This window comes from bacterium SCSIO 12643, assembly GCA_024398135.1.
Taxonomy (GTDB): Bacteria; Bacteroidota; Bacteroidia; order Flavobacteriales_G; family Salibacteraceae; genus CAJXZP01.
The window spans coordinates 3,635,080-3,649,008 of record CP073750.1 but is presented as its reverse complement, the minus strand read 5'-3'; the positions used below and the strand labels follow the sequence as shown (position 1 = coordinate 3,649,008).

General features: G+C 36.7%; 16 protein-coding genes. 5 read left to right on the top strand and 11 right to left on the bottom strand.

What is annotated here, in order from left to right:
* Window positions 1–133 precede the first annotated feature (133 nt).
* The gene (locus KFE94_16025) at window positions 134–976 is read right to left on the bottom strand and encodes a DUF2974 domain-containing protein (protein UTW66140.1); all 843 of its coding nucleotides are present in this window, start codon (window positions 974–976) and stop codon (window positions 134–136) included.
* A gap of 494 nt (window positions 977–1,470) precedes the next feature.
* On the opposite strand from KFE94_16025, the gene KFE94_16020 reads away from it, so the two are divergent.
* Window positions 1,471–1,755, top strand: a complete 285-nt coding sequence (locus KFE94_16020) for a hypothetical protein (GenBank protein ID UTW66139.1) — start codon at window positions 1,471–1,473, stop codon at window positions 1,753–1,755.
* Between the two features lie 322 nt (window positions 1,756–2,077).
* On the opposite strand, the gene KFE94_16015 is transcribed toward KFE94_16020, so the two are convergent.
* The 8 genes from KFE94_16015 to KFE94_15980 form a co-directional block, all read right to left on the bottom strand.
* On the bottom strand, window positions 2,078–2,434 hold the full coding sequence (locus KFE94_16015) for a hypothetical protein (protein ID UTW66138.1): 357 nt from the start codon (window positions 2,432–2,434) through the stop codon (window positions 2,078–2,080).
* 156 nt (window positions 2,435–2,590) lie between these two features.
* Window positions 2,591–3,193, bottom strand: a complete 603-nt coding sequence (locus KFE94_16010; protein UTW66137.1) for a hypothetical protein — start codon at window positions 3,191–3,193, stop codon at window positions 2,591–2,593.
* Between the two features lie 2 nt (window positions 3,194–3,195).
* Window positions 3,196–3,573 (bottom strand): DUF2200 domain-containing protein, encoded by a 378-nt coding sequence (locus KFE94_16005; protein UTW66136.1) that lies wholly within the window; start codon window positions 3,571–3,573, stop codon window positions 3,196–3,198.
* 66 nt (window positions 3,574–3,639) lie between these two features.
* Entirely contained in the window at window positions 3,640–4,056 is a 417-nt protein-coding gene (locus tag KFE94_16000) for a hypothetical protein (protein ID UTW66135.1), read from the bottom strand.
* A gap of 9 nt (window positions 4,057–4,065) precedes the next feature.
* Window positions 4,066–4,902: a DUF1963 domain-containing protein gene (locus tag KFE94_15995; protein UTW66134.1), complete on the bottom strand. Its 837-nt coding sequence runs from the start codon at window positions 4,900–4,902 to the stop codon at window positions 4,066–4,068.
* Window positions 4,903–5,014: 112 nt separating this feature from the next.
* On the bottom strand, window positions 5,015–5,920 hold the full coding sequence (locus tag KFE94_15990; protein UTW66133.1) for an NAD(P)/FAD-dependent oxidoreductase: 906 nt from the start codon (window positions 5,918–5,920) through the stop codon (window positions 5,015–5,017).
* A 560-nt stretch (window positions 5,921–6,480) separates the two neighbouring features.
* Window positions 6,481–6,714 carry a hypothetical protein gene (locus KFE94_15985; GenBank protein ID UTW66132.1) on the bottom strand — a complete coding sequence of 78 codons (234 nt, stop codon included), beginning with the start codon at window positions 6,712–6,714 and terminating at the stop codon, window positions 6,481–6,483.
* A 227-nt stretch (window positions 6,715–6,941) separates the two neighbouring features.
* Window positions 6,942–8,132: a T9SS type A sorting domain-containing protein gene (locus KFE94_15980; GenBank protein ID UTW66131.1), complete on the bottom strand. Its 1,191-nt coding sequence runs from the start codon at window positions 8,130–8,132 to the stop codon at window positions 6,942–6,944.
* Window positions 8,133–8,383: 251 nt separating this feature from the next.
* Between KFE94_15980 and KFE94_15975 the strand changes: the two genes are divergently transcribed.
* The 3 genes from KFE94_15975 to KFE94_15965 are packed head-to-tail and all read left to right on the top strand — an operon-like array spanning window position 8,384 to window position 10,915.
* Window positions 8,384–9,031, top strand: a complete 648-nt coding sequence (locus KFE94_15975; GenBank protein ID UTW66130.1) for a hypothetical protein — start codon at window positions 8,384–8,386, stop codon at window positions 9,029–9,031.
* A complete protein-coding gene (locus KFE94_15970) occupies window positions 9,031–10,134 on the top strand; it encodes a BamA/TamA family outer membrane protein (protein UTW66129.1) in 1,104 nt (367 codons plus the stop codon). The genes KFE94_15975 and KFE94_15970 overlap by 1 nt, the downstream gene beginning before the upstream one ends.
* A gap of 37 nt (window positions 10,135–10,171) precedes the next feature.
* Window positions 10,172–10,915 carry a CPBP family intramembrane metalloprotease gene (locus KFE94_15965; protein ID UTW66128.1) on the top strand — a complete coding sequence of 248 codons (744 nt, stop codon included), beginning with the start codon at window positions 10,172–10,174 and terminating at the stop codon, window positions 10,913–10,915.
* Window positions 10,916–11,019: 104 nt separating this feature from the next.
* Here KFE94_15965 and tnpA read toward each other — a convergent pair whose 3' ends face one another.
* Window positions 11,020–11,481 (bottom strand): IS200/IS605 family transposase, encoded by a 462-nt coding sequence (tnpA, locus tag KFE94_15960; GenBank protein UTW66127.1) that lies wholly within the window; start codon window positions 11,479–11,481, stop codon window positions 11,020–11,022.
* 182 nt (window positions 11,482–11,663) lie between these two features.
* Complete coding sequence (locus KFE94_15955; protein ID UTW66126.1) at window positions 11,664–12,440, bottom strand: LexA family transcriptional regulator; 777 nt, start codon at window positions 12,438–12,440, stop codon at window positions 11,664–11,666.
* A gap of 223 nt (window positions 12,441–12,663) precedes the next feature.
* Here KFE94_15955 and dinB point away from each other — a divergent pair, with 223 nt between their 5' ends.
* The gene (gene dinB / locus KFE94_15950; GenBank protein UTW68299.1) at window positions 12,664–13,854 is read left to right on the top strand and encodes a DNA polymerase IV; all 1,191 of its coding nucleotides are present in this window, start codon (window positions 12,664–12,666) and stop codon (window positions 13,852–13,854) included.
* The last annotated feature ends 75 nt before the right edge of the window (window positions 13,855–13,929 follow it).

Genomic DNA, 13,929 nt, shown 5'->3' with positions numbered 1-13,929 from the left:
TAGCAAATACAAACCAAATAGTAAAATCCAAGAGTATTTTATAAGCAAGGAAACTATCAATTTCTTGTTACAATTATTATCTTAATTCTTATCAATTAATCCTTGTTTCAAAAATTAAAATGTTAATCTACCATTACCTTCCAATTTGTTGTTGCAACTGTTGTTGTTGTTGTTGTTGTTGTTGTGAATGGTTTGTCCTGATTTTGTATTTAAATTCAAGGTTATTTAATTCAAGTGATAATTTCGCCTCTTGGGACTTTATGGCTGCTATCTGCGTAATTCCAATCGCAAGATTAACCATACTATGTTGTTTAATTGTATTTACTCCAGGCGTTAGATTGATTGATGTATACAATTGATTCGCTTCCCTTCCAAAAACACGGGTTACTTTAAGTATTTCACCATATTCGACAATACTATATCTAGCATTGTTTCGTCCATCTTTATTCCTTTTTTTAAAAATTGGACTTCCATTGAAAGAATAACAAGTAACATTTGGTCGGTTAAGTGAAACCCCCATGGCAATACCTCCTCCTAAAGAATGTCCTGTTACTACAATTAATATTTCATTACCGTATTTTTTAATCACCTCATCGAAAACAGATAAACCAGCTTCATTTTGTTTTTGATTTACGGGATTATTTCCATACTTAAAATCTTCAATTGAATTGGTCCCTCTATATGCTATAACATAAGTCCCATTAATTTTATTTCGGTAGAGAATAGCATTAAAATCTATGTCTGCATTGGAAAAACTATCCAGTTTCTCGTACAAATTAGATATTTTTAAACTGTCTTTATCTTCATATGCATTGAGAGATAATTGGGCAAATTGCCATGATTGATTACAAATGTTTATTACTTCATCACTCCAACCACTTTCATGGGTTATATGTTGTGTAATTCGTTTATTTGAGGTACAAGACATCAATATAAAAATAAGAAGTAAAAAAATTATTGAAATAATGTTTTTCATAATATTGTTTTTAATTCAGTTAAAGAAGCGCCTCCACCCACTTGCAAATAATTACAAACGACTATAAACGTTTATCATCTTATAATTGATAGCTAAAACTACCCTATCGAACTTTTATAAAAAATGTGGTAAATACGTATTTTACTATTGTGGTTTGTACGTATATAAAAACTGTAAAACGCTTATTTTAAATTAAATAAACTCATATGATTTTAATCATATGGTTTATAAACATTCCTAATGGCCGCTTAAAATGGTATGTAGGCAGGCATTTTTATACCCCCCCTAATCCATGTATGTTTTTATTAAAATCTGTACTTTTGGGGTGCGAAACTTCTTAAAATTATTAATCATGGTGCAACTTGCATTTATACGGTTTAAGCAAAAGATATTGGATGGGCAAACGGGTGTAAGTCCCGAAGACCAATCAAGGCACCGCTTTGAGGAGTTTCGCAGTGACCCGTCCTCTTTTATTCATTTAATACCATTCAATTATGCGAAGCTCCAATGGTCAAAGTATTTCCCTACACCACCCGGGAACTACCACGGATGATACCCGGCAGGTATCAAAAATACGCACTCCTTTACTGCCTGCTCAGGCAGCATTTATAGATTACATCATGTTTCATGGCGTATCTGAATTTTCTAAATCCTTAAAACTGATTCATGATTTGGCACTGTATCATACCGATGTGCCTTTTAATGATGAGGAAAAGTATGCCCTGTTTAACCTCAAAATTTTATGGGAAGGGTTTGAGCAAATTGAACAAGAGTGTTAACACCAAAAGGGCTGCATGAAGTGTGGCCCTTTTATTTTATGCAGCACTTATAATGTTTATCAACCCTCCAATGAGGGTTAAAAGAATCATTGTGAGGTAGCTTCGTTGGATAGATATTTTTCTTTTTATTAACCTTATTCCTAAGTACAGATTCAAAACACTTAATACAATATTTAGAAATAACACCCAATTTGGATACTGAAAGAGAAAAAGAAGATCTGGGTTTTGGTAATTTATATACAGGGTAATAATATCGTAAATCCAATATACAGATAAGGTAGATTGAACCACACCCAAAAGAGTATAAACGATTTTATTTGGCTTATGATTTATCGACATTGATATCGTGAGTATCCTTATTTATTTCACTCATTATTTTATTGGCCACATTTAGGCAATTTTCTCTATTACCTACCACCCCGATAACTTCGGTTTCAATTTGATGCAGTTTATCGGCAATATCACTGACTGACTTATTTTGGATTATCAATGAACAAATCTCAGGGACATAATCTTGATATTCATCTCGTGGAGCAATATCATTTACGCCAATTGGGTCCCAATCATTCCAAAGAATTTCATCTATCAACTGATTGATTCCTTTGTACATCTCTTTCAGTTCTGATTGAATCAGTTTTTTCCCTGCATTTCGTTCACCACGCCAAAATTGATTCTTCATATACTTTCGTAAATGTTTAACCCATTCAGGTGAAGTTGTTAACTGTCCTTTTTTCTTATGTGCCATCTTCAATCATAGGGTTTTCTTATATCCATTTTTTAATATAATCCATACCGATCTGGTCAATATTAGTTCTATGTGTTTCAATCTGGTTATTTAATGATTATACAGCCAATAGATTTTTTCGTTCTTTTTATTCGCCATTTCACAAAACGCAATCACCTGGTCTAATGTATCGGCAAATTTTTCGAATCGTGATGTCTTTTTGAGATAGTACTTATTCCCATCTATCACCACTTCATCGGCATAATCTATCCATACATCTATCGAAGTCGGTTCCATTGGATAATTGCTAATTTGAACTTTTTCGGAAACATGGTGATACAAAGAATCTCCTTTAATCCAGCATTTGCTCCCATTTACAGTCAAATAGCTTGATAGTCCGGCATTCTCCATTCTTTCATGGTCTATATCAATTTCAAATGGCAAAGTATCTCTATACGCATATAAGTAGTTTTTGACTTTCTCTAAAACAGCTTTTAAATCATTTGGCGAGATGAGTTGAACAGATTCATATTCAATTCCATCATAATAAGGAGCCTCAAGTAATTCTATCTCTGCTTTACTTAAAAATGGCGCCCTATTTTCCCAAATAGCACCTCTGGTGATTTCATAATGAAAACTACGCCCAAGAAATGGCGCTAATTCCTGGTCATCATATTTATCGCTCTCTAAACTTATGTGGATTTCGGCCCCCATCCCTACTTCTTTTCTTCGCGCAAAATCTTCTCCATTTTACGCCCTTTGGCCAATTCGTCAATCAGCTTTTCCATTTGCCTACACTGTCTATACAATTCAAATTCATCCTCAATCTCTTCAATTCGATAACCACAAACCACGCCTTTAATCATGTGTGCATTTGGATGAATCTGTGCTTTTTCGAAAAATGTTCTATAGGTTACTTTTTCATCAATCAGTGCCTGTAAAGTATCTTGATCAAAACCGGTAAACCATCCAAGTACCTGATCCAGTTCTTCTTTCGTCCTACCATTTTTCTCCAGTCTATCCAGGTAAAGTGGATAAATAGAGCCAAATATCATTTGAGCTACCTTTTCATTTTTTTCGACTGTAACTTTCATTTTTATAAACGTTATCCGGTTATTAATACAGGCTAAAACTACCGCTTCTCGGAGTAATAAAAAAATTTACGCCCTGGATATCTGGTCATAGAATATCCCAATTAGAATGGATAAAATAAAAAGTGTCCAAGCCCATATTCTATTCCACTTCTTTATCCTCATAAACCTTTTACGAATCAGGTTTCTTTTATGGAAGTTTCTTCTACATAAATAAAATTCGATGACGGGTAAATAGAATCCAATGACCATAAAAATCAGTGCTCCTATAACAGTATACATCGCCATTCCATCAAAGTATAAAACCCCATGACGCTTTGGGAGAGCAATTCTTCCATTCGCAATAGAATACACTATGAATAAAAGAACAAACACAGAAACAATCGTATAGATAAAAATATGCGCTTTATTCTCCTCATAGCCTAGCGCTCCCGAAGAATAATCTCCATATTTTGTTCTATCGATATTCTTTTTCTTTTTACCCATATTCAAAGACTAATGACATTGCAGGGCGAATTCGATATTTTCGGTTTTCTCGTCATAAAACACATAAATTAAGCCTACATCTCCCCACATCAATCCTGCATTATCATCGGAATCGATCTGAAACAAAAGTTTCATAGGATTTCCCTCCGGGTCGTTTGGCGTGGATTCTCCCTGAACCCAATTGGGATACCCTCCAAGTTGACTTTGATAATCTTGTTCTCCAATTAATTTTGAAACCATCTGACCGTAGCTGTCCCAGGGCTCATCTTCGTTCAATACACAGGATAGTTTTGATGCATTATTATCATATAAATCGATGCCTTCCCAATCTGGCAAAGACCGCACACTTTTAAATTCGACTTTACAAAATTTTGAGGATTTCAACTCTTGAGGTTTGGCAATAAACGCTGCATTTTGATGGTCCACCTTGTTATACATTTTGACTAACCAACCATCATCCTGGGTATCCCAGGGAAATTGCTCCCAATCATAAAAGAATTGTACCAGTTCTATGCTTTCAGGTAACTCTAATTCAGGAGAGTTAAAAATCTGAAAAATAAACTCTAAGTGTTTTCCTCTTTTACTTTTGGGCCATTGTTCTCCCGTTTCAAAATATGGATGTCCGCCAAAATGAGATTCAAATTGAGAGTTTTCCGGTGGTCTTGAAGCCGATAATATTTCAAGCTTTGTTGCGGGTCGAATTAACGGCTTCACCCTATTTTCTAAATCTGAAATTGATTTCAAATTCAGCTCATTTAGTTCACTTCTATACTTATCAAATTGAGAATTTGTTTTGTCCGGATTGGTCCCACTTATACTTCTTAATATTTTTTTCCAAAAGCTCATTTCGATTGCTTAGTTTTCATTTAACCACAGGTAAATAAACCATATATGATTTACAATTATCTGCTAAAACTACCGCTTCTCCCGAAGATAAAAAAATAACACTTCTACTATGTTAAAAGCTTTCTTGTGTGAGTTCATTATTGAGCACCGCACCGGTAATGTTTCCTCCATAAACCGCATTGGCCACCGAGCGCATCATGGTACTGTTATCGCCACAAGCAAAAACACCTTCTTCAGTGGTTTTTTGCATAAAATCTACTTCAATGTACCCATCTTCAGTAAGCTTACAGCCCAAACTTTCAGCGATATGAGAACTTTGCTCAAAAGGAATTGAAGCATAAGCACAATCAAAGTTTTCGGTACTGCCATCTTTAAAAATAATGGTTTCTAATTGTCCATTTTGATGTTCGATAGCCGAAATTTCTTTTTCAATGATTTGGATATTATGTTGTTTTAATTTTTCGAGTTGGTGATCATCAAAGTCTTTTGCTCCCGAGGTAATGATTTTAATTTCTTTGGTCAGATTGTTAACCAACGACACCAAATGGAAAGCCCTTTCTCCATTGGCAATAATAGCCGTTTTTTTATTTCTTATTTCGTATCCGTGGCAATATGGGCAATGCACTACCGAAATTCCCCAACATTCGGAAAAACCTTTAACCTCAGGCATCAGGTCTTTAATTCCGGATGCCATCACCAATTTCTTAGCCCTAAAAACATCTCCCTTTGAAGTGGTTATTTCAAATCCTCCATTACTTTTCTTTCCTGCAATAGCCAGTCCGTCATAGAACTTTACGCTGTCATATTGGGCTACCTGGCTTTTGGCCAATTCAGCAATTTCTTTGGGAGTACTTCCGTCCTGGGTTAAAAAATTATGGGAATGCGGTGTTTGGCGATTACATGGTTTTCCGCCATCTATGACCAGCGTTTCGCGAAGCGAACGCCCTAAAGTCATGGCTGCCGAAAGTCCGGCATAACTTCCACCTATTATGATTACTTCAAATTCTTTTTGATTCATGATATCGTATTTTGGAAATGGAGATATGAGCATAGGTAAGCTCTGGAATGGAAAGCGCACATTGCTTTACAAATTCCCTTCTTGTTCTCTACTCACCCATATTCTAGTTTTTGGGCAAAAGTATAGAATCACCACTCAAATGCAACAATGTTGCATTTATAATTATGCCCAGAATAAATATATCTGTAAATGATACTGTTCTCATATACGCTCTCAACCTATATTTATTGGTGTTTTAGACGATCTTTTAGATTGATGAGTTAAGTTTATTTAATTATTTCAATCGTCTTTTATTTGGATTTTGTCGATTGGAAAAAAACGATAATATTTCAATTACATCCTTATTTTCTCTGTAATACATCGTGTTTAATTCCAAAATAATGGCTTTTCGAACTCTTAGATTTTCAGAGAAGGGAAACAATTTGGGATTATGAGCAATTAAATTTAATACCCTTTCTATTTCTGCTGACAGTCTTTGTAGTTCTTTTTGGGTAAAATTTTCCTCCAGGTACTCAAAAGTTTGATTAAGTTCAGTAAGAGCATGATTGGTCCAAAAAATTTTAAAGCCACTTTTCATAAATCTTTCTTACTTCAGAATGCGGCTTAACTTTTCCATTCTCAGCATCCAAAATTCCTTGTTCAATTGATTTTCGTTCCTCCTCAGAAATTTCATCCCCCCAGTCTTTAGATTCAGATTTTCTCAATTCTAATAATTTATGAATCAAAGCGCTATCTTCCAAAGTAGTCAACCACTGGATCAATTCAATTTTAGCATTTTGAATATTTATTTCCATAGCTCAAATATACAAAATTTCTTCTGGCACTATTTTCTTTAAATATCCACTCGTTCCTGGAAAATACTAAGCTTATCGGGAAGAAAATAATACACCTTTACCATAACATTATAACTCATTAAATATCTATCCTCCACATTCAGGTTATCACAACACACCCCCAATACCCTTAAACAAAAAAAGTAGCCCAAAAGCTACTTTTTACTGAACTAAAATTATTCCAATGCTTAATGTTGCACCAATACTTTGGTGGCTGAAACTCGTTTATCATTTTCATAAAAATGCACCGCATAAATTCCATTCGTCCAATCTTGTACATTTAGTTGTTTGGCATTCACCGAACTGGTAACGACCAATTGTCCCAAAGCATTATACACTCTTACTTCTGTGATTCTACTATCATTTTCCCAATACAAAACATCATTTACAGGATTAGGATATACACGAGTTGCTTCAGCTAAATTGTCTTCTACACTTAAAACGGCTGATGTTAAATCAAACTTCCATAAATCGGTTGGAAATGTATTGGTTTGACGGTTTTGTCCACCATAAAAATAGACCTCCTTATTGATCACAAAACTTCCGGGAGCCCAACGACTCACCCCAGGGTGAGGAGTAAGTTCATTCCATGTATCCGTTGATGGATCGTATTTCCACATTTCACCTGTAGCCATAAAGTTATGATCATCTCCATCACCGCTGAGGACAAATCCTTTGTCGTCAATAGCGAACTGTGTTCCAGCCACTCTGGCTTCTCCCGGGAAATCACTCATGCTGGACCATGTATTAGATGTCGTATCTAACTTATACCAATCTTTAAATATAGTTCCTCCGCTATGTCCCAAACCGGCAAAAACTTCATCTCCCGCGTTAAACATAAATGGATGATGTCTTCCAGGGCCAGGCAAATCTGCAATTTGAGTCCATGAATCCAGCAGGATATCATACACCCACCAATCATCAAGATCACCGGATGGATCATCTCCCAGACCTACATATATTTTATTGCCAATTGCAATCATTGCAGGGTGTCTCCTGCCTGTACATCCACAACTGGCCAATTGCGTCCACGTATCGGTAGCCGCATCAAAACTCCATAAATCATTTAGGTATTGTGAATTATTTGCACCAAAACCCATATAAGCAATCCCATTGGCTACTGTTCCGATTCCGAAACTACGTGCAGGCCCTGGAAACTGTTGTAGTGTGGTCCAGGTATTGGTAACCGGATCATATTCATAGGCATCTTTAGTGGGTAATCCCGATGATAAAGTTCCTGTAATTGCATAGCCCTTTTCGTTTAATGAAAAAGAAATGGGATGATGACGTCCCACCGGAGCATTAGCCAATTGCACCCATGATTGCGAAAAACCAGTTGCCGAAATGATTACTAATAGACCGAGTAAACTTTTTTTCATATTTCATGTTTTAAGTAAGTCCAAACATAACATAAGAACTCTGCTACATAAAATTTCTTTTTGTCAGGTTTCTGACATTTTAGGCTACAGGGTTATGGCTTCTGATTGTTGATCAAACCAATAATCTAAAACTCTTAAAAATGTGTAACTTTTCAGAATGAAAATTAATTTGCTTTATAACTTTCTAAAGTCTTCGTCCATATGCTGACCTCAAACAATATATTTGACGAACCAAAAAAAGGATTGGTCACATGAAATACCTACTCGGTTTTATCTTATTCATTTCACTGCATGGTTTGGCACAGGATCAAGATTCGGTTATTCTGGTCAAAGGGCGTTATATCACTGGATTGAACGGATCTATCAGTAGCCAAAGTGTGAATGGAAATATTCTGGGTGGTCAGGTAGCCAGAAAGGTCAATGAGTACTCCATTGGCACCCAAAGTGGTTATTTTATTAAAGATGGCTGGACACTTGGTGTGGAATTCGCATTGGGTAAAACGGAATTTCGTAATCCGGATTTACATGTTTCTGCTGAAAATGTGTCTATTGGAGTATGGTCCAGATATTATTTTATGAGATATTATAACGGAGCACTGTTTGCAGACCTTACCCCATTTTACACGGTAATCAATGAGATCAATGAGATTGAAACAACCAATTTTGTTTTTGCCGAGGAATTACATGGTAAAGGATATGGGATTCGACCGGCTATTGGTTTTACATATCTGATCAATAAAAATGTAGGTTTTGGGATGTCTGTGGCCTATCAATTTGGGCATGTATATGCAGACCGAACCAATTTGATTTTAGAAACGGTAACCAAAGAAGATTATGAATTTTCGCAGTTAAATTTCAATTTTAGTTTTCAAGTATACCTAGATCAATTTTTCTTTTAATGCGATTTCTACTATCCATCTTTATCATATGCACCAGTTTGTCAGGGTATACGCAAATGCAGGATACCTTAACGGCTATTCCTATTGGAGATACGGCTATAAAGAATGTGAAGACTATTGCTGTTCCCATTGTATTTTATACTCCTGAAACCAGTGGCGCTTTTGGTGCGGGAACACAGATATTTTTTAAAACAAACCCGGTCTTTAAAAGCGGTAAACTATCCAATATATTCGGAACATTTATCTATACGCTAAACAATCAGTTGATTATTCAGGGGGCTTCTAAATTGTTCTTTAATCAAGATCGATTTGCATTAGATGCCAAAATCAAATATCAGGTCTTCCCTACTCAGTTTTGGGGCATTGGTGGAAATACACAAGATATTGCGGAAGAGAATTTTAATCAGACGGAAACATTCATAACTGCCTCATTGCTCAAGCAACTCCCTCAGTTTGTCAACTTTGGATTTCAGTTCACTTTTGCCAATTATGATGTCACAGAAGTTGATAGTGGTGGTATTCTGGATGCTGATACAGTCAACGGTTCCTCAGGTGCCCGATTAATGGGATTGGGTGTTGTTTTTAATGTGGATACGCGTGACAATTATTTTTCGCCCCTCCGAGGTGGTTTATACCAGTTTCAAACCAATTTCACCAGCAAGGTTATGGCCAGTACCCATAGCTTTAACAGTTTTCAAATTGATTTACGGAAATATTTGAAATTACCTCGAAAACAGGTTTTAGCACTCCAGTTTTATACACGTCTCACCTTTGGGGATGCACCTTTCCAGGCCAGAGCCATTTATGGTGGAGCTGATTTAGCCCGGGGCTATTTTAGAGGTCGTTTTATTGATGATCACTTATATGTGCTTCAGGCAGAATACCGTTTTCCGATTGCTTCCAGATGGGAAATGGCTGCATTTGTACTTACCGGAAATGTGGGCAATGCACTTGATGGGTTTGATAGTCCCAATAAATCCAGCTTTGGTTTTGGTCCTCGATATTTCATTTCAAAGAATAACAGATCGGCTTTAAGATTAGATATTGGGTTCAATTCTTATGGTGGGTCAGGAATTTACTTTGGCGTTAATGAGGCTTTTTAAATCTGTTTTATGACTTTTGCCGCTCAATTAGATTATAATGGATTTTAATACTACCGGAATTGATTTAAGTTGGCAAGTTGACAATATTCAGAGCTTCTACCCCATTATCATTGCTACTGTTGGGTTTACCATCTATTGGTTTATTTCTATTTCTCCAAAAATCAAATCCAAATTTTATAATCGATACGATGCGGATAAAGCTTCTGAAAAGCACATTCTTTTCACTAAATATTCAGGTCTGATTTGGATGGGAATTATTCCCTTAATCATCAGTTTGTTGGTGTTACCTAATTATGCTCTGGCAGATTATGGATTAACCATCATTCCGGAAACGACATTGACTTCTTTGGCCTGGATTCTGGGGCTTTGTATTCTTATCGTCCCAATAGCCAGTATCAGTGCACGAAACCCAAAGAATTTTGTGAATTATCCGCAGATTAGAGCTAAAGAATGGGATACTGCTTTAAAGATTAAAAATGCTTTGGGATGGGCTGCCTATTTGTTTGGATACGAGATTTTATTTAGAGGTATTTTGTTGTTTCCATTAGTGGCTGAGTTTGGTGTTTGGCCAGCCATCGCGGTCAATGTAGCACTCTACTCTTCTACACATATTCCTAAAGGACTGGATGAAACCATTGGCGCCATCCCACTCGGTATTGTGCTGTGCCTTTTGACATTGTTAACCGGAACCATCTGGATTGCCTTTTTCGTACATGTGGCTATGGCCTGGACCAATAGTTTTACTGCGCTCAAACATAACCCTGAGATGCGGAGTATATAAAATTGAATCCTATATTATATTGGCGGAAGCACCATCGGTGCGCTACGCCATAATTCAAAATCCTAATTAAGGCACTGAGCTACAGCGTAGCGAAATCGACTCCTTCACTCCACCTCGTCAAAAATGTATTGGGTATCGTATGCTATACTGTTATCCTCCAAAAATGATATGTACTCTTGTCTAAACGACTGCTTTATATGATGCTCTTCTTGTCGTTCGATATAGTTCATCACCATATCTATCTGTGAATACCCTACTGTAAATGCGGCAAATCTAACTTGCCATTCGAACTTGCCCCGTACCCACTTTCTTTGATTAATATATCTGGATGAATTGGCCTTAATATCTCTCATGATATGAGACAGGTTAATATCTGGTTTTGCTCTCAATAAAATATGTATATGATCTGGCATCCCGTTAATGACTACGATTTTGTGATTCTTATTATTCACTATACCAACGATATACTTATAGAGTTCGGTTTTCCATCTGGGTTGAATGAGGTTTCTTCTTCTTTTTACCACAAACACAACATAATAGTACAATTGCGTGTACGTATTCGCCATCTTACTTTATTTTAGGATTATTAGGTTAATTATTGACTTTGGTGTCGCTACGCTGTAGCTCTCTGGCTTTTGACCTTATTCTTTTGAGATATTTCGCACCGATGGTGCTTCAATATCTTTTGACTATACCTTCCTGAAATTCATATCGCACCTACGGTGCTTCATTTACACCTCATATTATTCTAATTCATCTTACTTTTAATCTCCTTAAGTTCTACCTGGAAACTACGCATCATTTGCATAATACTGGATAGATTCAAATCATCATTCTCGTAATTCTGCATATCAATTTTACAGGTGTATTCCCACAATTCAATAACATCCTCCAGACGCACTTCATAAGGCTCATAAAATGCATTATCCGACTTAAAAATCAACACGCTCTTATTCTGAGTGTTCTTATATAAACGCTTATAAACAAGTCCTTCATTTCGTGTAATCACCACATAAGTTTGTCCGCTTCGGATATACTCAGGGGATTCTACAAACTTCCCTACAACAAAAGCGCCATCACGAACCCAGGGCTCCATAGAATCTCCTTTAATCGGGAATGCACGGTGTTTTCCTGTAGGCACAAAAGGCAATTTCATTTGAGGTAACTCTGAGATATACTCCGGGTCATCATATCCTCTTAAATAACCTGCAGAAGCTTTAATCGGAACGACTTCAATCATATCTTCATCATCATTATTGATGACCACCGGAAACAGGACTCTGTTCTTTCCTATATCGATATATACATCATCTTTGGATAAAGTCAGGTCATGTCGGATCAAGGCATCAATAGGTAATTTAAAAAAGTCTGAATACTTAATTAATGTTTCCTGACTCGGCTCTGCCCGATGATCTTCATATGAAGCGATTTGACCTCTGGATAATTCAAAATGGTCTGCTAAAGCTTGCTGAGACCAAGCTTTCTTATTTCTCAAATATTTGATATTACTGGCAAAATTCAACATTGTAAAATATATTAACATTAAATGACAAATATATTTACTTCTTTTGTAATTCACAAATCAGAACAAAACGGATTTTAAATCCTATTGAAATAAAAAGCGTAAAACAATGAAAACAATTTTAGACCAGGACACCCCCACATTTGATTTTGGACCTAAAGCTTCAGATTCGATTTCGTCTTCTTCAACCGACCTTACTTCTCCCCTCGCTAATACCATTATTCACATGGATTTAGACTCCTTTTTTGTATCATGTGAACGTCTACTTGATCCCAAACTTATTGGTAAACCTGTGCTTGTTGGAGGTACCAGCGACCGTGGTGTGGTTTCTGCATGCAGCTATGAAACCCGTCCTTATGGAATTCACTCTGCTATGCCTATGCGAATGGCGCGTAAGCTTTGTCCCGAAGCTGTTGTTATTCGTGGCAGTAGTGGAATCTACAGCAAGTTCTCTAACATGGTTACCGATATCATTGAAGAAATGTCTCCCTTATATGAAAAATCATCTATCGATGAATTTTACATTGATATCACCGGAATGGACCGGTTCCACGGTAGTTACAAATGGGCGAAAGAATTACGCCAACGGATCATAAAAGAGACGCATCTTCCTATCTCATTTGGCATGTCTACGAGTAAAACCGTTTCTAAAGTCGGCACCGGTGAAGCCAAGCCTAATGGACAAATAGAAATTCCATATGGTACTGAAAAACGTTTTCTGGCACCTCTTTCCATCAAAAAAATTCCAATGGTTGGTGATAAGACTTATCGAAAATTCAGAAGCATGGGAATTGAAAAAATACACACTCTCCAGGAAATGCCTTTGGAACTCATGGAACGTGTTTTTGGAAAAAACGGTATCGCTATATGGAAAAAAGCCAATGGTATTGATCGCACTCCTGTAACACCCTACCACGATCGCAAGTCTATTTCATCATCCCTCACTTTTGAAAAAGATACCATAGACGTTCGGAAACTCAAAGAAATCCTTACTTCTATGACTGAAAAGCTAGCCTACTACCTACGTAACGGAAACAAATTGACGTCTAATGTTTCCGTTACCGTAAGGTATTCCGATTTTGATACCCGGAGTCGCCAAAAGCATATTCCATATACGGCTAATGATCATACGTTAATTGCTACTGTCATGCAACTATTTGATCAACTCTACCAACGTAGGGTTATGGCACGATTAGTTGGTGTTCGGTTTAGTGGTTTAGTTGGAGGTGGTTATCAAATCAACCTTTTTGAAGACAACGAAAAAACAATTCATCTGTATCAAGCTATGGATAAAATCAGAAATCGATTTGGACAGGGAGCTATTAAACGTGCAGTAACTATGGACACCCGAGGTATTGGCCAGATGAATCCTTTTAATGGAAAAGCACCCATTATTCCTGCACATCGGAGAATGTAATCGGGGCTTCGACTCCGCTCAGCCACCTCCAAATATCTTAACTTACTTCGGCTATGCTTAGCATAAACCGCTTAG

Coding starts and splice junctions, on each gene's coding strand:
- KFE94_16025 (UTW66140.1), bottom strand. CDS start 976: ATGAAAAACATTATTTCAATAATTTTTTTACTTCTTATTTTTATATTG.
- KFE94_16020 (UTW66139.1), top strand. CDS start 1,471: ATGCGAAGCTCCAATGGTCAAAGTATTTCCCTACACCACCCGGGAACT.
- KFE94_16015 (UTW66138.1), bottom strand. CDS start 2,434: ATGAAGAATCAATTTTGGCGTGGTGAACGAAATGCAGGGAAAAAACTG.
- KFE94_16010 (UTW66137.1), bottom strand. CDS start 3,193: ATGGGGGCCGAAATCCACATAAGTTTAGAGAGCGATAAATATGATGAC.
- KFE94_16005 (UTW66136.1), bottom strand. CDS start 3,573: ATGAAAGTTACAGTCGAAAAAAATGAAAAGGTAGCTCAAATGATATTT.
- KFE94_16000 (UTW66135.1), bottom strand. CDS start 4,056: ATGGGTAAAAAGAAAAAGAATATCGATAGAACAAAATATGGAGATTAT.
- KFE94_15995 (UTW66134.1), bottom strand. CDS start 4,902: ATGAGCTTTTGGAAAAAAATATTAAGAAGTATAAGTGGGACCAATCCG.
- KFE94_15990 (UTW66133.1), bottom strand. CDS start 5,920: ATGAATCAAAAAGAATTTGAAGTAATCATAATAGGTGGAAGTTATGCC.
- KFE94_15985 (UTW66132.1), bottom strand. CDS start 6,714: ATGGAAATAAATATTCAAAATGCTAAAATTGAATTGATCCAGTGGTTG.
- KFE94_15980 (UTW66131.1), bottom strand. CDS start 8,132: ATGAAAAAAAGTTTACTCGGTCTATTAGTAATCATTTCGGCAACTGGT.
- KFE94_15975 (UTW66130.1), top strand. CDS start 8,384: ATGAAATACCTACTCGGTTTTATCTTATTCATTTCACTGCATGGTTTG.
- KFE94_15970 (UTW66129.1), top strand. CDS start 9,031: ATGCGATTTCTACTATCCATCTTTATCATATGCACCAGTTTGTCAGGG.
- KFE94_15965 (UTW66128.1), top strand. CDS start 10,172: ATGGATTTTAATACTACCGGAATTGATTTAAGTTGGCAAGTTGACAAT.
- tnpA (UTW66127.1), bottom strand. CDS start 11,481: ATGGCGAATACGTACACGCAATTGTACTATTATGTTGTGTTTGTGGTA.
- KFE94_15955 (UTW66126.1), bottom strand. CDS start 12,440: ATGTTGAATTTTGCCAGTAATATCAAATATTTGAGAAATAAGAAAGCT.
- dinB (UTW68299.1), top strand. CDS start 12,664: ATGGATTTAGACTCCTTTTTTGTATCATGTGAACGTCTACTTGATCCC.